General features: G+C 52.1%; 18 protein-coding genes and 1 pseudogene. 10 read left to right on the forward strand and 9 right to left on the reverse strand.

What is annotated here, in order from left to right; genetic code table 11:
• Nucleotides 1–6 precede the first annotated feature (6 nt).
• The 6 genes and pseudogenes from ACLJQJ_RS20735 to ACLJQJ_RS20760 all read left to right on the forward strand — a co-directional run bounded on the left by ACLJQJ_RS20735 (nt 7) and on the right by ACLJQJ_RS20760 (nt 4,109).
• Nucleotides 7–621, forward strand: a complete 615-nt coding sequence (locus tag ACLJQJ_RS20735; protein ID WP_063808969.1) for a DUF4376 domain-containing protein — start codon at nt 7–9, stop codon at nt 619–621.
• Nucleotides 618–1,073: a hypothetical protein gene (locus tag ACLJQJ_RS20740; RefSeq protein WP_000084334.1), complete on the forward strand. Its 456-nt coding sequence runs from the start codon at nt 618–620 to the stop codon at nt 1,071–1,073. The genes ACLJQJ_RS20735 and ACLJQJ_RS20740 overlap by 4 nt, the downstream gene beginning before the upstream one ends.
• A 248-nt stretch (nt 1,074–1,321) precedes the next feature.
• Nucleotides 1,322–1,611 (forward strand): annotated as a pseudogene (locus ACLJQJ_RS20745) (hypothetical protein).
• A gap of 196 nt (nt 1,612–1,807) precedes the next feature.
• Nucleotides 1,808–2,536 carry a hypothetical protein gene (locus ACLJQJ_RS20750; protein WP_000587743.1) on the forward strand — a complete coding sequence of 243 codons (729 nt, stop codon included), beginning with the start codon at nt 1,808–1,810 and terminating at the stop codon, nt 2,534–2,536.
• Between the two features lie 261 nt (nt 2,537–2,797).
• A complete protein-coding gene (gene panS, locus ACLJQJ_RS20755; protein WP_063808971.1) occupies nt 2,798–3,739 on the forward strand; it encodes a ketopantoate/pantoate/pantothenate transporter PanS in 942 nt (313 codons plus the stop codon).
• Nucleotides 3,740–3,836: 97 nt separating this feature from the next.
• Nucleotides 3,837–4,109: a DUF3811 domain-containing protein gene (locus tag ACLJQJ_RS20760; RefSeq protein WP_001207628.1), complete on the forward strand. Its 273-nt coding sequence runs from the start codon at nt 3,837–3,839 to the stop codon at nt 4,107–4,109.
• Here the strand turns inward: ACLJQJ_RS20760 and rluF are convergent.
• The 3 genes from rluF to ACLJQJ_RS20775 are packed head-to-tail and all read right to left on the reverse strand — an operon-like array spanning nt 4,106 to nt 5,697.
• The gene (gene rluF, locus ACLJQJ_RS20765; RefSeq protein ID WP_000954618.1) at nt 4,106–4,975 is read right to left on the reverse strand and encodes a 23S rRNA pseudouridine(2604) synthase RluF; all 870 of its coding nucleotides are present in this window, start codon (nt 4,973–4,975) and stop codon (nt 4,106–4,108) included. The genes ACLJQJ_RS20760 and rluF overlap by 4 nt on opposite strands.
• Nucleotides 4,976–5,021: 46 nt before the next feature.
• Nucleotides 5,022–5,561: a DUF2058 domain-containing protein gene (locus ACLJQJ_RS20770; protein WP_001096724.1), complete on the reverse strand. Its 540-nt coding sequence runs from the start codon at nt 5,559–5,561 to the stop codon at nt 5,022–5,024.
• A gap of 34 nt (nt 5,562–5,595) precedes the next feature.
• Nucleotides 5,596–5,697, reverse strand: a complete 102-nt coding sequence (locus ACLJQJ_RS20775; protein ID WP_001576533.1) for a hypothetical protein — start codon at nt 5,695–5,697, stop codon at nt 5,596–5,598.
• Between the two features lie 71 nt (nt 5,698–5,768).
• Between ACLJQJ_RS20775 and pepE the strand changes: the two genes are divergently transcribed.
• A complete protein-coding gene (gene pepE, locus ACLJQJ_RS20780) occupies nt 5,769–6,458 on the forward strand; it encodes a dipeptidase PepE (protein ID WP_052944151.1) in 690 nt (229 codons plus the stop codon).
• Between the two features lie 89 nt (nt 6,459–6,547).
• On the opposite strand, the gene ACLJQJ_RS20785 is transcribed toward pepE, so the two are convergent.
• Nucleotides 6,548–8,179, reverse strand: a complete 1,632-nt coding sequence (locus ACLJQJ_RS20785) for a Na/Pi cotransporter family protein (RefSeq protein WP_000956811.1) — start codon at nt 8,177–8,179, stop codon at nt 6,548–6,550.
• A gap of 266 nt (nt 8,180–8,445) precedes the next feature.
• Complete coding sequence (metH, locus tag ACLJQJ_RS20790; protein ID WP_063808972.1) at nt 8,446–12,129, reverse strand: methionine synthase; 3,684 nt, start codon at nt 12,127–12,129, stop codon at nt 8,446–8,448.
• A gap of 303 nt (nt 12,130–12,432) precedes the next feature.
• On the opposite strand from metH, the gene iclR reads away from it, so the two are divergent.
• Both iclR and ACLJQJ_RS20800 read left to right on the forward strand, forming a co-directional pair.
• Complete coding sequence (gene iclR / locus ACLJQJ_RS20795; protein ID WP_000226434.1) at nt 12,433–13,257, forward strand: glyoxylate bypass operon transcriptional repressor IclR; 825 nt, start codon at nt 12,433–12,435, stop codon at nt 13,255–13,257.
• Nucleotides 13,258–13,267: 10 nt separating this feature from the next.
• Nucleotides 13,268–13,675 (forward strand): ASCH domain-containing protein, encoded by a 408-nt coding sequence (locus ACLJQJ_RS20800; protein ID WP_077950921.1) that lies wholly within the window; start codon nt 13,268–13,270, stop codon nt 13,673–13,675.
• On the opposite strand, the gene aceK is transcribed toward ACLJQJ_RS20800, so the two are convergent.
• From aceK to metA, 4 genes are all read right to left on the reverse strand, one after another.
• Nucleotides 13,639–15,390, reverse strand: coding sequence for a bifunctional isocitrate dehydrogenase kinase/phosphatase (aceK, locus tag ACLJQJ_RS20805; protein ID WP_001137277.1), 1,752 nt, complete (start codon nt 15,388–15,390; stop codon nt 13,639–13,641). The genes ACLJQJ_RS20800 and aceK overlap by 37 nt on opposite strands.
• Nucleotides 15,391–15,491: 101 nt before the next feature.
• Nucleotides 15,492–16,796, reverse strand: a complete 1,305-nt coding sequence (gene aceA, locus ACLJQJ_RS20810; protein ID WP_000857884.1) for an isocitrate lyase — start codon at nt 16,794–16,796, stop codon at nt 15,492–15,494.
• A 31-nt stretch (nt 16,797–16,827) separates the two neighbouring features.
• Nucleotides 16,828–18,429 (reverse strand): malate synthase A, encoded by a 1,602-nt coding sequence (gene aceB / locus ACLJQJ_RS20815; RefSeq protein ID WP_001069371.1) that lies wholly within the window; start codon nt 18,427–18,429, stop codon nt 16,828–16,830.
• A 268-nt stretch (nt 18,430–18,697) separates the two neighbouring features.
• The gene (gene metA, locus ACLJQJ_RS20820) at nt 18,698–19,627 is read right to left on the reverse strand and encodes a homoserine O-succinyltransferase MetA (RefSeq protein ID WP_001122767.1); all 930 of its coding nucleotides are present in this window, start codon (nt 19,625–19,627) and stop codon (nt 18,698–18,700) included.
• 156 nt (nt 19,628–19,783) lie between these two features.
• On the opposite strand from metA, the gene ACLJQJ_RS20825 reads away from it, so the two are divergent.
• Nucleotides 19,784–20,221, forward strand: a complete 438-nt coding sequence (locus ACLJQJ_RS20825) for an acetyltransferase (RefSeq protein WP_000973248.1) — start codon at nt 19,784–19,786, stop codon at nt 20,219–20,221.
• The last annotated feature ends 235 nt before the right edge of the window (nt 20,222–20,456 follow it).

The following is a 20,456-nucleotide window of genomic DNA, read 5'->3' on the forward strand; positions in this document are numbered from 1 at the left end:
ATTAAAATGGCAAAATACGCATATTATGATCCACAATCATTTATTGTCCTAGACTGGATGGATACAGAACTCTACAATTATCCAGAAAGAAAATATTTGATTGAAGTTACTGAACAACAATGGCAAGAATACGCAAACACGAATAATCGTACCTGGGTTAATAGTGAAACATTATCATTTGTCACTGCTCCACCACCAGGTAACTTTTATAAGCTGGAAAAAGGCGAATGGGTATTTGATGAAACTCAGATGCGTATGGTTCTTAGCGATATAAAAGCAGCCAAAATTCAGCAAATCAAAGCTCACCGTGATGATGTTACCGCCGATTATATCGTTATCGACGGCAACCATTTCCACAGCGATGCTAACAGCCGTATTCAGCAAATGTCACTCACCAGAATGGGTCAGGCAAAGCAGATTCCGGCAGGGTTAATGTGGCAGACCAAAAATAACGGTTTGATTAAACTGACCAACGACATCGCCGCGCAGTTTGAAACCGTCACTATGGATCACGACATGCGCCTGTTTGCCAACGCGCAGCGGCATATTGCGGCGGTAGAAGCGCTGGGGGATATCCAGGAAGTGCTCGACTACGACTATTCATCAGGCTGGCAGCCATGAGTCAAACCACCGTCTGGCTCGCCTGCTATAAGGGGCGATCGGAGTATCGCGGCATCGCCAGGTTTGCCGACTGGCTCACGCGCAAAGTCACGCGCGGTATCTACTCTCACTGTGAACTGGCGGTAGAACACGGCGGTAATGAATACCTGTGCTACTCTGCATCGTTTCGCGATCGCGGCGTGCGGGGAAAGATAATACCGTTACCGGACGATAAGTGGGATAAGCTACCGTTAAAGGCCACGTTGCCGGAAGTGGAAGTCTTTTTCCGCAAACATAACGGCAAACGCTATGACTGGCAGGGCGCGCTCGGTATCGCGCTGTATAACCGGGAGCGCAAAGATAGACTGTTTTGCAGCGAGTTTTGCGCTGAATTTCTCGGGCTAAACGATAGCTGGCGCTACTCCCCCAGCCACCTTTATGCCTTAGTCAGTAGCTGGCAATACGATTGTTGAATCTCTCGCCGGGTATAAAGCCCGGCGGTGTTGAATTAAAGTAATACCCTTTATTATTTTTTAGCATCAAATGTTCAGTTTGCATAGCAAATGAAGTATTATAAAAAACCATCTTATAGTATTTTTACCAATTGATACGTGAACCCCCTACGATAATAACATTTATTTAACAAGCTAGCTTTCTTCATTGGAGGAAGAAAAAATCAAACTCTTACATTGCTTATTATTTTCCATATCTAAAAAAGGAAGTGGATTACGGGAATACTGGCGGCATGAGATTATTCGCAGGAATGAATTTTCATTATGTCGATTACTTATGCAGGCCAATAACAATCGCCGTCGTAACTTTTTATTTTGGTGGCATCTGGCAAATGAGATGTATATCTATGGTTCAAAAAAACAGAAAAAAACTGAATTATGGATTAATCGCAAGCTAAATTCCAAATTTGGAATTGATATAGAGCTGGGAGCAGTAAAAAGGGGAAATAAGATCACTCCCATCCCAACTCTTATTTTATATCTCCCCATGGAAATATAAAAGACAGAACAATCACTAAACCATTTATCAACTTACATTACATATATTAATAACATTATAAACAAATTAATTACATTCACATCTTGAATGTAATTAAACTTCAATAACCATATGAACACTAATTTTGTTGCAATATAAAGCACATTAAATATAGTGGAACATGGCTAAAAACACCTAATATTCACCGGGGAATATAATGATTATTGTTTCTGTGCTCAGACAAAGCAAAGACTTCACCACAAAACATGCTCAATGGTTACATAAGCAGCTCAAAGGTTATGATTCTGTTTGTTTAACAGATGCGCTAAAGATAAAAGGGGTAAATACAGCGCCTCTTTTGTATGATTGGCCAGGATGGTGGGCAAAACTAGAACTTTTCAATCCACTGCATCCTGTTCTTGGTAATGAGGATATTCTCTATATTGATATAGATAGCGTTGTTGTGGGAGATATTACTCCTCTGACAACTATGAAAAAAATAACATTACTTAATGACTTTTCTCAGCATGGTGCTTCAGTTGCGCCAGCAACAGGTATTATGTTTATTCCTGCACCCGCAAAAAAAAATGTGTGGGATGAATTTATGAAAAATCCTGAAAAGGAAATCAATGCTATAAGAACCCCGCCCTATCATGGCGATCAAGGATTTATCGGCAGAATATGTCAAGATGCTGAAAGATGGCAAAACATCTTACCCGGAAGAATTATTAGTTACAAAGCTAATATAGCAACACCAAAAATGATTGGTTTTAACCCTGAACTATACGATGGGACAGGTAATGGAAAATTACCTGACGGAGCAAGCATAGTCTGTTTTCATGGTTCCCCTCGCCCCTGGAACACAGCATTGCCCTGGGTGCCTTATTTTAGTTTAAAAAACACAATCCAAAGCAAAGTGAAACAATATAAGTTATCACTGCGTTAAAGCTTCCTTCTCTTCAATGCCGGCGCTTTTCTTTACGCCACCAGAACCTCTATATATTTCTAATACGGTAGCGTAAGCGCCATCGGGCGATACGTTGCCAGATGGCGACGCAGGCGCGTCATCCGGCCTGTCACGTGCCCACACTGGATCATGAGCGTAATTTGTTTGAATAATCTTCCTTCACGCGATAAACAATAACTATGGTCTGGCTCGATCCTGACCCGTTGATAACAAACACAACATACTTGCAAGGAAAACAACATGCTCGCCGTCATTACCCGGCTGTTCCCGTTATGGGCGCTGCTGCTCTCTCTCATTGCGTATTACACACCATCCACCTTTACTCCTGTTGGGCCGTGGGTCGCGACACTACTGATGTTGATTATGTTCGGTATGGGGGTCCATCTTAACGTTGACGACTTTAAACGCGTGCTCTCCCGACCAGCCCCTGTCGCCGCAGGGATATTCCTGCACTATCTGGTAATGCCGCTCGCGGCATGGCTGCTGGCGTTGCTGTTTAAGATGCCGCCAGATCTGTCCGCCGGGATGGTACTGGTCGGCAGCGTAGCCAGCGGCACCGCCTCTAACGTAATGATCTATCTGGCGAAGGGAGACGTCGCGCTCTCAGTCACCATTTCATCGGTCTCCACGCTGGTCGGCGTGGTCGCCACACCACTACTCACGCGCCTGTACGTCGATGCCCATATTCAAGTCGACGTGATGGGTATGCTGCTGAGCATTCTACAGATTGTGGTCATTCCAATCACGCTGGGGCTGGTGATTCACCATCTGTTTCCGCGCGTAGTGAAAGTGGTAAAACCTTATCTGCCAGCATTCTCGATGGTGTGCATTTTGGCAATCATCAGCGCGGTGGTCGCGGGTTCAGCTTCACATATCGCCTCCGTCGGCTTTATGGTGATCATCGCGGTGATCCTGCATAACACCCTTGGCCTGCTTGGCGGATACTGGGGTGGACGTCTGTTCGGTTTTGATGAGTCAACCTGTCGAACGCTGGCGATCGAAGTCGGGATGCAGAACTCTGGTCTTGCTGCTGCATTGGGTAAAATCTACTTTGGCCCGCTCGCAGCGCTGCCTGGCGCGCTGTTCGCAGTGTGGCACAACCTTTCAGGGTCACTACTGGCTGGTTACTGGTCCGGGAAACCGATTGTTGAAAAATCGGGCGAAACGGCAAAGGTAAATTAAAATATTGCCGGGTGGCGCAAGCTTACCCGGCTTACACGCTATCCGCCCGTTGCGTATTGCCGTAGACTAAATGCATCGGCTAACTGAGGGCACCCGTATGGCACTCCCCCGCATTACCCAAAAAGAGATGACCGAGCGCGAACAGCGCGAACTGAAAACGTTGCTGGACCGCGCCCGTATTGCGCACGGTCGTCCTCTGACCAATTCTGAGACCAACAGCGTAAAAAAGGAGTACATCGATAAGCTGATGGCGCTGCGTGAGGCTGAAGCAAAAAAAGCCCGCCAGTTGAAGAAAAAGCAGGCGTATAAACCCGATACGGAAGCGTCATTCTCCTGGTCGGCGAATACGCCGACGCGCGGCAGACGTTAACGTCCTTTCTTCTTTCGTCCCGGCGAGGTAAAGCGCTTACCGCTTGATGCCGGGCGCGCTTTCTCATTGCTTTTTTCGATCGCAACGACCGGTCGCTTAATACCCGTGGTCTTCGGCTTCGCTTTGGCCTTTGGTTTGGCTTCGGAAGAGGAACGCTCAATCAACTTAAACAGATCGATCAGCTCATCGTCCGTCAGATCGCGCCACTCGCCCAGCGGAATCCCGCTCAGGCTGACGTTCATAATGCGCGTACGCTCCAGTTTCGTCACTTCATAACCAAAGTATTCACACATACGACGGATCTGACGGTTTAATCCCTGCACCAGGGTAATGCGAAAGACAAACGGCGCCTCTTTTTTCACCTTACATTTTTTGGTGACAGTACCCAGAATCGGCACACCAGCGCCCATACCACGAATAAACTCGTCGGTAATCGGTTTATCCACCGTCACCAGATACTCTTTTTCGTGATCGTTACCGGCACGCAGAATCTTATTGACCAGATCGCCGTGGTTAGTCAGAAATATCAGCCCCTGCGAGTCTTTATCCAGACGACCAATCGGGAAGATACGTTTGCTGTGGTTCACAAAATCGACAATATTGTCGCGTTCGCCGTCTTCAGTGGTACTGACAATGCCAACCGGTTTATTCAGCGCAATCAGCACTAAATCATCCGCTTCTCGCGGCTCAATCAACCGACCATTTACTTTAACAACATCCCCGGCGACTACCTGATCGCCAATGGCGGCGCGTTTGCCGTTGATAAAAACATTGCCCTGTTCGATAAAACGGTCCGCCTCGCGACGCGAACAGATGCCGCTTTCACTGATATATTTATTAAGCCGGGTAGATGTGTCGGTCAGCATATTTACTCTCTGAGAAATTTTTCTACATAAACGTCGGGAATGTGACTTACCACATCAAATCGTCAGGAACTTTAAAATCGGCATACGGATCATCTTCGTCCTGCTCTTCCTGACTCAGCGCACTGTTTACGACAATACTGTCCGCATCTCGTTGTGCGATTTTATCGGCGACGCTCGCGGGAATAATCGCATATTCACATTCACCGCTGTTATTGATAACCAAACGCGCAATCGCGAGACGCCCATTAATCAGTTGCGTCTGGGTAAGCTTATCCACGTCTATTTTTTTGATGACGTTATTATCGGTGAAGTTAAAACCAATATCGCCTTTAGATACATTGATTCTATTCATTTCAATAAGTTGCTTAACCTGAGCTTTAAACTCTTTCGCTAAAACCGCTTGTTTTTGCTGTTCACTGAGTTGTTTATCACGCTCAAGTTGCGCCTTTTTATTTTCTTCCACCGCCTCTCTGGCCTCACGAGCCTGAACGCGTGATTTTTTAGCCGTGCGCTGGACTTTGGCCATTTTTTTGCTGGTCACTAATCCCGCTTGTAGCAGTTGCTCTTGTAAGGTCAGTTTTGCCATTTTCGTCTCTAAACGTGTTAAATAATTTTGCGGATTATACCTGTAATTTTTCAGGCGATACCAGATAGCAGATCTGGCCTGGCGTCACTTTTAGCGACCGCGCGTTGCCTGTAACACGCGCAACATCATGAGCCATATCAGTAAGACATTAAATGGATAATGGTAGCATTATTACGTTTTGACATTTCCTGATGAGGTGGAGAAGTAATGGAACTGCTTTTATTAAGTAACTCGACGCTGCCGGGTAAAGCCTGGCTGGAACACGCTCTGCCGCTGATAGCGAATCAATTGAACGGTCGACGCTCAGCCGTGTTTATTCCGTTTGCCGGCGTCACGCAAACATGGGACGAGTACACGGATAAAACCGCAGAGGTACTTGCGCCATTAGGGATAAACGTCACAGGGATTCATCGTGTCGCCGATCCGCTTGCGGCGATTGAGAAAGCGGAAATCATTATTGTCGGCGGCGGAAATACCTTCCAGCTACTGAAAGAATCGCGTGAACGCGGGCTGCTGGCGCCGATGGCGGACAGGGTAAAACGCGGCGCGCTGTATATCGGCTGGAGCGCGGGCGCCAACCTTGCCTGCCCGACTATCCGCACGACCAACGATATGCCGATCGTCGATCCAAACGGTTTCGACGCGCTGGATCTGTTCCCGCTGCAAATTAATCCTCACTTCACTAACGCCTTGCCGGAAGGTCATAAGGGCGAGACCCGCGAGCAGCGTATTCGCGAACTGCTGGTGGTCGCGCCGGAACTGACAGTGATTGGTTTGCCGGAAGGTAACTGGATTCAGGTGAGCAACGGCCAGGCGGTTCTCGGCGGCCCGAATACCAGCTGGGTGTTTAAAGCGGGCGAAGAGGCCGTGGCGCTGGAAGCGGGTCATCGCTTTTAATCTCTGGCCACATTGAATGCCGAATGACGGGCCTACACGCATGTTCTCCGTAGGCCGGAAGACGTTTACACCGCCATCCGGCATTTCACTTAATACTCGCCCCGTTCCTCGTCCTGATCCGGCTGTTCCAGTACGCTATAGGCGACCGAACAGAACAGTGAGTTAAGACGCTTCATATCGCCCAGCAGCCCTAAATGGAGCGAGCTGGTTTCAATACTTTGCACGTTCTGCTGGTGCAGGCGGTCGACATGCGCATGTGAGTATCGGCGATTAAGTATACGGAAGCGATGTTTACTGCGGCGCAACCGACGGGCGCTGGTGACATCGCCGGAGAAAAAGACCGACATCGCCAGTTGCAGATTACTGAGCAGTTGATCGTAAAGCGCATCCAGCTCTTTCAATCCTTCTTCTGAAAATGCCCGACGCGCCGCCAGCGACTTGTCGGCAATCTCGCTGCCCATTCGCTCGATAATATCCGACGCCTGTTCGAGGTTCAGGGCCATCTCAATAATCTCCGCCCACCGACGGGACTCCTCCGCCGCCAGCTCGTCTTTCGGCATTCGCGCCAGATAAAGCTTAATCGCGGTGTAGAGCACGTTAACGTCATCCGCCAGCTTGCGCAGCGCTTTCTCTTCACGCGGCTCGCCGTGCATGACCTTTTTTAGCCCTTCCATCATCTGTTCCATCGCATCGCCAATGCGCAACACCTCACGGGCAGCATTAGCCAGCGCCAGCGTTGGCGTATCCAGCGCGCTGACATCCAGATGTTTCGGCTTCAGATGGGTATCCAGTTCAGGCTCATCACGAATAATTCGTTTACAAAAACGCGCCATCAGCTCGGCAAATGGCACCATCGCCAGGCAGCGCACCAGGTTATAGAAAACGTGGAAATAGATCACCAGCTCTGACTTCGGTAGCGATAGCTCATCCATCAGATTCGCCAGCGGATGGACAAACGGCAGGATGACCAGGCTGCCGATCAATTTGAACAATAGGCTGCCGAGCGCTACGCGACGCGCGGCAGCATTGGCGGCGCTGTTATTGAGCATCGCCAGCAGCCCCGATCCCAGATTGGCGCCGATGACCAGGCACAACGCCACCGGGAACGATATAATCCCCGCCGCCGTCAGGGTCGCCGTCAGCAACACCGCCGCCAGGCTGGAATAACTGATAATAGCGAACATCGCGCCAATCAGCGCATCCAGCATAATGTCGCCCGTCAGCGACGCGAAAATGACCTGCACGCCATTAGCCTGAGTGATCGGCGTCACCGCCTGCACAATCAGCTCCAGCGCCAGTAGAATCAGGCCAAGCCCGATACCGACGCGACCCAGCTGCCCGGCGCGGGACTGCTTACGTCCTAAAAAGAAAATCACGCCGATAAAAATCAGCAGCGGCGACAGCCACGACAAATCAAAGGTGAGAATACGCGCCATTAGCGCAGTACCCACATCAGCGCCCAGCACAATCACCAGAGCTGGCGTCAGGGCGACAAGATCCTGGGCGACAAACGACGTTACCAATAAAGTGGTGGCGTTACTGCTTTGTACCAGTGCGGTAACACCGATACCCGCACAAAAGGCGAGCGGTTTCTTTTCCACGCTGCGGCTGAGAACAGTGCGTAGACGCGCGCCAAACACGCGCATTACGCCAGTACGAACGATATGTGTTCCCCATACCAACAGCGCAACGGCAGAAAGTAGATGGAGCAAAGTTAACACGGCGTCAGGTTCTCCTTATCGTTATACGTTTTCCTGAAGCTCACTTGCGATAAATTGCCTGATGGCGCACAGCGTTAAGGCCTGCTGGCGTTGCACGCCACCGGGCTTACCATACGTAATACGGTATGCTGGATAAGGCGTTTACGCCGCCATCCGGCAAATTCAGCGTAGAGCCTTCCTTCAGTATAAGGGTTTAATTGTAAGAAAGAGACAAGGCACCCAATGAGTGCCTTGTATGTTGTAAGGAAAAGTGACGATTTTATGAATCAGTCCGCATCGTAACCCAGGTTCGGCGCCAGCCACCGCTCAACGTCCTCAACGCTCATTCCTTTACGAAAAGCATAATCTGTCACCTGATCGCGTTGGATCTGCGCTACCGCGAAGTATTTGCTCTCAGGATGGCTGAAGTACCAGCCGGAGACCGACGCGCCAGGCCACATGGCGAAAGATTCGGTGAGCTTCATCCCGGTGTGTTTTTCGACATCCAGTAGCTGCCAGATAGTGCCTTTTTCGGTATGTTCCGGGCAGGCAGGATAACCCGGCGCCGGGCGAATCCCCTGGTAGTTTTCGCGGATTAATTCGTCGTTACTCAGGCTCTCGTTCGGCGCATATCCCCAGTAAACCTTACGTACACGCTCATGCAGATACTCGGCAAACGCTTCCGCCAGACGGTCGGCAATCGCTTTCACCATGATCTTGTTATAGTCGTCGTGTTGCGCTTCGTAAGCATCAGCCAGATCGTCTTCTTCAAGACCGCCGGTGACGGCAAACGCGCCGATGTAATCCGCTTTGCCGCTCAGTTTCGGCGCGACAAAATCCGCCAGACAGTAGTTGGCAAAACCGACTTTCTCGGTCTGCTGGCGCAGGTGGTGGCTGACCGTCAGAACATGAGTACGGGTTTCGTCGCGATAAATTTCGATGTCATCGCCAATGCGGTTCGCCGGGAACAGGCCCACCACGCCACGCGGATTCAACAGTTTCTCGGCGCTGAGTTTATCCAGCATATCATTGGCGTCTTTAAACAGACGCTGCGCCTCAACGCCCACCACCTCATCTTCCAGAATGCGCGGGTATTTGCCGGCCAGCGACCAGGTCATAAAGAACGGCGTCCAGTCGATGTAGTTGCGCAGAGTTTCGATGCTGGCTTCCACCTCCTGCACGCCCAGACGGTGGGCTACCGGCGGGGTGTAGCGTTCCCAATCGAATGCCAGATCGTTATCGCGCGCCGCTTCCAGCGTGACCGGCGGCGTACGCGGTTTTTTGCGGGCGTGCTGAATACGCACGGTTTCGTACTCTTTGCGGGTACGGGCGACAAAGTCATCGCGCTGGTTGTCGGAGAGTAGCGCCGCCACCACGCCCACGGTACGCGAAGCATTCTGCACGTAGACCGTCGGACCGCTGTAGTTCTGCTCGATTTTCACCGCCGTATGCGCTTTCGAAGTGGTTGCGCCGCCGATCAGTAGCGGGATAGTAAAGCCCTGACGCTCCATCTCTTTCGCCACGTTAACCATCTCGTCCAGCGACGGGGTAATCAGCCCGGAAAGACCGATCAGATCGGCATTCACTTCACGCGCCGTTCTGAGGATTTTCTCCGCTGGCACCATCACGCCAAGATCGACGATTTCGTAGTTGTTGCATTGCAGCACCACGCCAACAATGTTCTTGCCAATGTCGTGCACATCGCCCTTCACGGTGGCGATGACCATCTTGCCGTTGCTGGAGCCTTTTTCTTTGCTGGCTTCAATAAACGGCTCCAGGTAGGCCACCGCTTGTTTCATCACGCGAGCGGATTTCACCACCTGCGGCAGGAACATTTTCCCTTCGCCGAACAGGTCGCCGACCACGTTCATGCCGTCCATCAGCGGGCCTTCGATCACCTCAATCGGGCGGGCGGCCTGCTGGCGGGCTTCTTCGGTATCCTGTTCGATAAATTCGGTAATGCCTTTCACCAGCGAGTATTCGAGACGCTTTTTCACGTCCCAGCTACGCCATTCCGCCTGCTGGGCGTTGGCAGCTTCGTCGGTTTTGCTGCCGCGATATTTCTCCGCCAGTTCCAGCAAACGCTCGGTGCCGTCATCGCGACGGTTAAGAATGACATCTTCAACCGCATCGCGCAGCTCGGCGGGCAGATCGTCATAAATCGCCAGTTGCCCGGCGTTGACGATGCCCATGTCCATGCCGTTGCGGATGGCGTAGTAGAGGAATACCGCGTGGATAGCCTCACGTACCGGGTCGTTGCCGCGGAACGAGAAGGACACGTTAGACACGCCGCCGGAGATCAGCGCGTGCGGCAGCTCGCGTTTGATGTCTTCACAAGCGCCGATAAAGTCCTGCGCGTAGTTGTTGTGCTCTTCAATACCGGTCGCCACGGCGAAGATATTCGGGTCGAAGATGATGTCTTCCGGCGGGAAACCCACCTCTTCGGTGAGAATTTTGTACGCCCGGCGGCAAATTTCGATTTTACGCGCGCGGGTATCGGCCTGCCCCTGCTCGTCAAAAGCCATCACCACCACCGCGGCGCCGTAGCGACGCAGAAGCTTCGCGTGATGGATAAAGGTCTCCACACCCTCTTTCATCGAAATAGAGTTGACGATGCCTTTACCCTGAATGCACTTCAGCCCTTTTTCGATGACTTCCCATTTGGAGGAGTCGATCATGATTGGTACACGGGCAATATCCGGCTCACCGGCAATCAGGCTGAGGAAACGCACCATCGCCGCTTCGGCGTCGAGCATCCCCTCATCCATATTGATATCAATAATCTGCGCGCCGCTTTCTACCTGCTGACGGGCGACATCCAGCGCTTCGCTGTATTTCTCTTCTTTGATCAGCCGTTTAAATTTGGCCGAGCCGGTGACGTTAGTACGTTCGCCGACGTTGACAAACAGGCTATCGTCGCCAATGTTCAGCGGCTCCAGGCCGGAAAGGCGGCAGGCGACCGGGATATCCGGCAGCTGGCGCGGCGGCAAACCGGCAACGGCGCGGCTCATGGCGGCGATATGCTCCGGCGTAGTGCCACAGCAGCCGCCAACGATATTCAGGAAGCCCGCTTCGGCCCATTCGCGAATCTGTTTCGCCATGGTGTCGGCGTCGAGGTCGTACTCGCCGAAAGCGTTCGGCAGGCCGGCGTTCGGGTGCGCGGTGACGTAGCATTCGGCAATCCGCGACAGTTCCTGGACGTACTGGCGCAGTTCATCTGGCCCCAGCGCGCAGTTAAGGCCAAAAGTGAGCGCCTCGGCGTGGCGCAGCGAGTTATAAAAGGCTTCGGTCGTCTGGCCGGAGAGGGTACGACCAGAGGCGTCGGTGATGGTGCCGGAAATCATGATCGGCAGATCAACGCCCAGCGCTTCAAACTCTTCTTTCACCGCAAACACCGCCGCTTTCGCATTCAGGGTGTCAAAGACGGTTTCAATCAGGATCAGGTCCGCCCCGCCTTCCACCAGCGCTTTGGTGGATTCACGGTAGGCCGCCACCAGCTGATCGAAGGTGATATTACGAAACGCCGGGTCGTTGACGTCCGGCGAAATGGAGGCCGTGCGGTTAGTTGGACCAAGCACGCCCGCAACAAAACGTGGTTTTTCTGGTGTTCGCGCCGTCCATTCATCGGCGCAGGCGCGCGCCAGTTTGGCCGCTGCATAGTTGATTTCCGCCGACAGGGATTCCATCCGGTAATCCGCCATCGCAATGGTTGTCGAGTTAAAGGTGTTGGTTTCGATGATATCCGCGCCAGCCTCAAAGTAGGCGTTGTGGATAGCGGCGATCACCTCCGGCTTGCTGAGTACCAGCAGGTCATTGTTGCCTTTCAGGTCGCAGGGCCAGTCGGCAAAGCGCTCCCCGCGGAAATCTTCTTCATGTAGACGATAGCTCTGGATCATGGTGCCCATACCGCCGTCCAGCACCAGAATACGTTCATTTAACTGCGCACGCAGTTGTTCAACTTTGCTGCTCACACTCGCTCCCGACAACGCTCCACGTAACGAGCCATACTGGCACAAAGCGTGCTGGCGGAAAAGAGAACAACGGGCAACATGAGACATGTTCAGCTTGCCACCCACTTCTGTCGCTTTGCCGGATGGCGGCGCAAGCGCCTTATCAGTCTACAAATTACTTTGGCGGCTCCCAAAGCGTAGGCCTGATAAGCGCAGCGCCATCGGGCATCCTGTGATGTCACTCATCCGATCAGTTCAGGAACTCTTGCATTATAATTGAATAAAACGAAAATGATTTCCACGATACAGAAAAAGGAGTCTGCCATGGTTGCCCCTGTTCCCGCGAAACGCGGGAGAAAACCTGCCGCTACCACTGCACCCGTAACCGGGCAGGTTCAGTCTTTAACTCGCGGTCTGAAGCTGCTGGAGTGGATTGCCGAGTCCAACGGCAGCGTCGCGCTGACCGAACTGGCGCAACAGGCGGGTTTGCCTAATTCCACGACTCACCGTCTACTCACCACCATGCAGCAACAGGGTTTTGTCCGCCAGGTTGGTGAGCTGGGCCACTGGGCCGTAGGCGCACACGCGTTTATCGTCGGTAGCAGCTTCTTACAGAGCCGTAATCTGCTGGCGATTGTCCATCCGATTTTGCGCAAGCTGATGGAGGACTCCGGCGAAACGGTAAACCTTGCCGTACTCGACCAGAGCGACCATCAGGCTATTATTATCGACCAGGTGCAGTGCACACAATTGATGCGCATGTCCGCCCCTATTGGCGGCAAGCTGCCCATGCACGCCTCTGGCGCGGGCAAGGCGTTTTTATCACAGCTCAGTGAGGAACAGGTTACCAGTCTGCTGCACCGCAAGGGGTTGCACGCTTATACCCATGCGACGCTGGTGTCGCCGCTGCATCTGAAAGATGACCTCGCCCAAACACGCAAGCGCGGCTATTCCTTTGACGACGAAGAACATGCGCTCGGTCTGCGCTGCGTGGCCTCGTGTATTTATGACGAACACCGCGAACCGTTTGCGGCCCTCTCTATTTCCGGCCCCTGCTCACGCATTACCGACGATCGCGTCACCGAACTTGGCGCCATGGTGATTAAAGCGGCGAAAGAGGTGACGCTGGCCTATGGTGGAACTCGCTGAAATGAGCAGCCTGAAATTATACTGGCAGGAGAAGTACCCACAGGCCTTCTGTTGGTCTTTCGGTGATTCGCCGGCGCTGGCCGACGAGCTGGCGGCGCTAGTGGTCGCCGGTAAAAAGCGTGGCACCTGTAGCTCGCTGGTTAGCTATCAGAAAGAGCAGCCCCCTGTCACGCCTGGGTCATATCACATTGTGCTCAACGGCACAGGCGACGCCGTGTGCGTCATACGCACGCTGGCGCTCAGGCTGATCCGTTTTAACGAGATGAGCGCCGTTCTCGCCGCACTGGAAGGCGAAGGCGATCTTAGCCTGGCGTACTGGCAAGCGGCACACCGGGCCTTTTTTGAGCGCGAGGGTAATTGGTCGCCGGAGATGGAACTGGTTTACGAAGAGTTCGCCGTACTTGAGATCGCGCCGTAACGCACGCTAAAGCGCTGGCGGCGACGATAGGCATACACATCTTCTACATGCCCTTCTTTAATACGCGTCTGTAGCGCGCGCCAGTAATCGGCGCGAAACAGGTCGGCATGCATCTCTTCAAACAATGGCCCGATACGCGGATCGGCACACAGCCAGTGGCGAAACTCCTCCGGGAAAACATCACCCGGCGAGACGCTATACCAGGGTTCGCTGGCCAGTTCGTCTTCCGGATAACGCGCTGGCGGAATATCGCGGAAATTCACTTCCGTCATGTAGCAAATTTCATCGTAGTCGTAGAACACCACGCGGCCATGACGGGTAACGCCAAAGTTTTTAAACAACATATCGCCGGGGAAAATATTAGCGGCGGCAAGCTGGCGAATCGCATTACCATATTCTTCTATCGCATCGCGCAACTGCTGGCCTTCTACCTGTTCCAGCCAGATATTGAGCGGCACCATGCGCCGTTCAATATAGAGATGGCGAATGACGATATGTTCCCCAAGATCGGTAATCTTCTCCGGCACTTCTTGCCGTAAAAGCGCCATCAGCGCCGGATCAATTTGCCGTTTATCCAGTACGAAATTCTCAAACTCCTGGGTATCCGCCATACGACCGACGCGATCATGCTCTTTTACCAGTTGATAACAGGCACGCACATGAGCGGCAGACATCTCTTTCTGCGGGGCGAATTTGTCTTTAATGATTTTAAATACCCGGTCGAAACCTGGCAGGGTAAACACCAGCATCACCATGCCGCGGATACCAGGCGCCTCAATGAATTTCTCATCACTTTCAGCCAGATAACATAAATATTCGCGGTAGCTTTCGGTTTTCGCATGTTTCTGGCAGCCAATCGCCATATACAGTTCGGCAGTGGTTTTACCCGGCAGGATTTCACGCAACCACTCAACCAGCGCGGCAGGCAGCGGCGCATACACCATAAAATAAGAGCGGGCAAAACCAAACACAATGCTCGCTTCTGCCGTGGTGGTCAGGCAGGTATCGACAAACAGTTCACCCTCATCAGTGCGATGAATCGGCAGTAAAAACGGCAGCGTACCGTCAGGTGTGGTTAATTTACCTACCAGCCAGGCCGCTTTATTACGGTAAAACAACTCGTTCGCCACCTGGACATGGCAGCGAGGTAGCGCGTCCTCGCCCAGTGTTTCAGTCAGGTGCGCGATAATATAGCGGATATCCCGGCTTTTATTCTGCCAGGGCAGACGCAGCGGTAAGTCACTGAGTATGCGCATCAACAGCGTCTCCCAACCGTGATCGGGAAAGAAGTCTTTGGCCAGCGGGCGCGGGATAGTACGAAAGCGGCGCTCCGGTTGCGAACTGAAAATAAACAACCGCTCGGGTGTTAACGAGCGGTGGTCAAATAACCGGCAATAAACGGAGTTGAAAAAGCTCTCCGCAATCTCGAAGCGCGGGTAATCCGGCAACAGCCGGGTGTAATGCTCTTTAACGCGTAAAAGGAAATCCGCGTCGGTACTTTTGCCATCGGTAATACAGCGCAGTTGCTCCACCACCAGGCCCACATGATGATCATAGAGGTGGATACGGCTTTTCATCGCCTGTTGGACGGCGTGCCAGTCGGCCTGTTCAAAACGCTGCTGCGCGCCGGAAGTCACTTCCAGAAATCGACCATACTGCGCGTCAAAGCCTTGCAGGATGGTTTGAGCAATCAGTAATTCCAGGCCACGCGGCATTTTTTTCCCTCATCCGGCACCACGTCATGCCGGATGGCGCGTTCGCTTATCCGGCCTACGCTATCTGTAGGCCCGGTAAGCGCAGCGCCACCGGGCATCAATCAAAACTGCGATTCTTCGGTGGAACCCGTTAACGCGGTAACGGATGACGCGCCGCCCTGAATAATGGTGGTGACTTTGTCGAAGTAACCAGTACCCACTTCCTGCTGGTGGGAAACAAAGGTGTAGCCATCTTTCGCCGCGGCGAACTCGGGTTGTTGAACCTTCTCAACATAGTGTTTCATGCCCTCGCCCTGCGCGTATGCATGTGCCAGGTCGAACATGTTGAACCACATGCTGTGGATGCCCGCCAGGGTAATAAACTGGTATTTGTAACCCATGTCCGACAACTGCTGCTGGAAGCTGGCAATGGTCTTGTCGTCCAGATTCTTCTGCCAGTTGAAGGATGGCGAACAGTTATAGGCCAGCAGTTTGCCCGGATACTTCGCGTGGATAGCATCGGCAAAACGACGCGCCAGTTCGAGATCCGGCGTAGAGGTTTCGCACCATACCAGATCGGCATACGGGGCATACGCCAGACCGCGGCTGATCGCCTGCTCAATGCCCGCATGGGTGCGGTAGAAACCTTCGCTGGTGCGTTCGCCGGTAATGAAACTGCTGTCATAGGGATCGCAGTCGGAGGTAATCAGATCTGCCGCATCCGCATCGGTACGCGCAATCACCAGCGTCGGGACGCCCATCACATCAGCGGCCAGACGCGCAGCAACCAGTTTCTGAATCGCCTCCTGCGTGGGGACCAGCACCTTGCCGCCCATATGGCCGCATTTCTTCACCGACGCCAGCTGATCTTCGAAGTGAACGGCCGCTGCACCGGCTTCAATCATCGATTTCATCAGTTCGAAGGCATTCAGAACGCCGCCAAAACCGGCTTCCGCATCAGCAACGATCGGCAGGAAGTAATCCACATAGCGCGGATCGTTGGGTTCAATACCGGATGCCCACTGGATCTGATCTGCACGACGAAAAGTGTTGTTGATCCGATCCACTACCGCCGGAACAGAGTTTGCCGGGTACAACGATTGATCCGGATACATGCTGGATGCCAGGTTGGCATCTGCCGCCACCTGCCAGCCTGAAAGATAAATCGCCTCAATACCGGCTTTCGCCTGCTGCAACGCCTGACCGCCAGTCAGCGCGCCAAGGCTGTTGATATAGCCTTTTTTCGCTTCACCGTGCAACAGCCGCCACATTTTCGCGGCGCCGAGCTGCGCCAGCGTGCACTCCGGGTTAACCGAGCCGCGTAATTTCACCACCTCCTCCGCGCTGTACGGGCGGGTGATGCCTTCCCAGCGCGGTTGTGTCCACTCTTTCTGTAATTCTTCGATTTGTTGAGTACGGGTTTTCATGTGCAGATGCTCCATATTGTTATGTGGTGAATTAAGCCAGTAAGCGATAGCCCGGCAGGGTGAGGAAGTCGATTAAGTCATCTGAGGTGGTGATTTGCTCCATCAGACGTGCGGCATCGTCGAAGCGCCCGCTGCTGTAGCGGTGCTCGCCCAGTTCGTCCTGGATTACCCGCATCTCTTCCGCCAACATTTCGCGGAAAAGCGCTTTCGTTACGGGTTTTCCATTGCTCAGTGTTTTCTCATGGTGAATCCACTGCCAGATAGAGGTTCGTGAGATTTCCGCCGTCGCGGCATCCTCCATCAGACCGTAAATCGGTACACAGCCATTGCCGGAGATCCACGCTTCAATGTACTGCACTGCCACGCGAATATTGGCGCGCATTCCCGCTTCTGTGCGTTCGCCTTCACATGGCTCCAGTAACTGTTCAGCGGTAATCGGCGCATCTTCATCACGGGTAATGAACAGCTGATTTTTGTGCTCGCCCAGTACCTCGTTAAAGACGGCCATTGCGGTATCCGCCAACCCGGGATGCGCAATCCACGTGCCGTCGTGGCCGTTGTTCGCTTCCAGCGCTTTATCCGCTTTCACTTTGGCAAGGACCTGATTGTTGCGTTCAACGTCTTTGCTCGGGATAAACGCCGCCATACCGCCCATCGCGAACGCGCCGCGCTTGTGACAGGTTTTGATCAGCAGGCGCGAGTAGGCGCTCAGAAACGGTTTGTCCATCGTTACCACCTGCCTGTCCGGCAAGACGCGATCCGGGTGATTTTTCAACGTTTTGATATAGCTGAAAATATAATCCCAGCGACCACAGTTGAGACCGACGATATGATCACGCAGCGCATGAAGAATCTCATCCATCTGGAAAACAGCCGGCAGCGTTTCAATCAACAGGGTCGCTTTGATCGTACCGCGCGGCAGATTGAAGCGGTCTTCGGCGTAGCTGAAAACTTCACTCCACCAGGCTGCCTCCTGCCAGGCTTGCGTTTTCGGCAGGTAAAAATACGGGCCGCTACCTTTAGCGAGCAGCGCTTTATAGTTGTGGAAAAAGTACAGAGCAAAATCAAACAGGCTGCCGGGAATGGCTTCCCCCCGCCAGGTAACATGTTTTTCTGGCAGATGTAGACCACGTACACGACAAATCAATACGGCCGGATCGGGCTTGAGCTGATAGATTTTTCCGGCTTCGTTGGTATAGCTAATGGTGCCGTTCACCGCATCACGCAGGTTGATTTGACCATCAATAACTTTATTCCAGTCCGGCGCCAGCGAGTCTTCAAAATCCGCCATAAACACTTTCACGTTTGCGTTCAGGGCATTAATCACCATTTTACGTTCAACCGGCCCGGTAATTTCTACTCGGCGATCCTGTAAATCCGCCGGAATACCACGAATCTGCCAATTACTTTCTCTAATGGAAGTGGTTTCCGAAATAAAATCAGGCAACTTACCGTTATCAATATCCTGCTGTTGCTGGATACGTGCAGCCAGGAGTTTATTGCGTTTTGGCGTAAAACGGGTGACTAACTCCGTCAAAAACTCGACTGCCTCAGCGGTCAGGACTTGCTTTTCCAGCTCGCCTTGCGGCCTGGTAAAGGTTAATTCATCAGTTGTGGTTGCCTGTGGATTCATCATGCAGCTCCTCGTTGTTGATCCAGATACATCCCCAATGCGAACGAAGGATCACTGTGCGCTTTTCGTTCAACACAACTAAGACTACTCAATTAAATTTCAAAATCAAAAACAATTTCCATTTTTAATTTAATTATGCATTAACCTATTGATAACAATATAAATTAAATTTAATTACATGATGAGGTGCGTTTCGGAAATAAAAAAGGCACCCGAAGGTGCCTGATTCAACATGCTGAAACGCTTTAGGATCGTCAGAAGCAGAAGATTAATCCAGGGTTGGATTCATGTGACGCAGATCATATGGCGTAATCTGGTAGACATAATAGTTGAGCCAGTTAGTAAACAGTAAATTACCGTGGCTGCGCCAGGTTGCGCGCGGTATGTTTTGCGGATCGTTTTTTGGGAAATAGTTGTACGGAACCTCCGGATTTAACCCGGCCTCAACGTCACGAAAATATTCACCCGCTAACGTATGAGCGTCATATTCAGGATGACCGGTGACAAACGCAATACGTTTATCTTTGCTGGCAAACAGGTACGCATCCCCCTCTTCTGTTTCCGCCAGAATTTCAAGATCCGTATAATCCCGTATTAGCGCCGCCGGGAAATCGGCATAGCGTGAGTGTGGCGCAAGAAACGAATCATCAAAACCACGCGTCAACAGAGCATGTGGATGAAGGATGTGATGTTCATAGACGCCGGAAAGTTTATCTGTACGGGTCTGCTTAGGGATACCATAAAGAATATTGAGTGCGGCCTGAACGGCCCAACAGACAAATAGCGTCGAAGTAACGTGATCTTTCGCCCATTCCAGCACCTGCCTAATCTGCGGCCAGTAAGCCACGTCATTAAACTCCACCAGACCCAGCGGCGCTCCGGTCACGATAAGCCCATCAAAGTTCTGATCGCAGATATCGTCGAAGTTACAGTAAAAGTTGTTCAGATGCTCGGCTGGCGTGTTCCTCGACTCGCGGGCATCTATCCGCAGCAGTTGAATATCGACCTGCAATGGCGAGTTCGATAGCAAGCGCAGAAACTGATTTTCCGTTTCAATCTTCTTCGGCATCAGGTTAAGGATAAGTACCTTTAGCGGGCGAATTTCCTGACCTGATGCGCGAGAAGTCGTCATGACGAAGACATTCTCCTCACGTAAAAAATTGACGGCGGGTAGCTCGTCCAGCACGCGAATCGGCATAACCTGATAACCTCACGACATACGTTTAAACGTTTAGACATCCAGATAGCTGAAGATACTCAGAAATCAGGCGAATGTCGAGTCTGCAAGTTCAAGGTGAGAAAGTTTCACGACAGCATTTGCATTAGAATAGAAGTAAGCAAAAAAGGAGTGAAGATGATGATTAACATTCGTCGTTCAAGGCATGAGGAAGGGGAAAAACTGATTGCGATCTGGCGTCGCTCAGTCGATGCTACGCACGATTTTCTGTCAAACGCTTATCGGGCCGAACTGGAAGAACTGGTGAGCGATTTTCTGCCAGAAGCGCCACTATGGGTTGCCGTGACCGATCAGGATGAGCCGGTAGGATTTATGCTGCTTACCGGTGAACATATGGATGCGCTGTTTGTCGATCCGGACGTGCGTGGTCAGGGTATCGGTAAGAGATTAGTTGAACATGCGTTAACACTGGCGCCGGGGTTGACAACCAATGTTAACGAGCAAAATACACAAGCTGTTGGATTTTATAAGAAAATGGGATTTAAGGTGACGGGACGTTCGGAGGTTGACGATCTTGGGAAACCGTATCCATTGTTGAATTTAATTTATCCGTGAGTAGTGGCGCTGCCTGATAAGTGCATGCAGGCCAGATAAGGCGGAGCCGCCATCCGCCGGTGCCGGTTGCCTGATGGCGCTGCGCTTATCAGGCCTACATTTTTACAGTTACCACACACGCAAAAAAGCCCGTCCTGACGGACGGGCTTCTTCACTTGTTTGATGCCTGGCAGTTCCCTACTCTCGCATGGGGAGACCCCACACTACCATCGGCGCTACGGCGTTTCACTTCTGA

Source organism: Salmonella sp. SAL04202 (genome assembly GCF_046550775.1).
Taxonomy (GTDB): Bacteria; Pseudomonadota; Gammaproteobacteria; order Enterobacterales; family Enterobacteriaceae; genus Salmonella; species Salmonella enterica.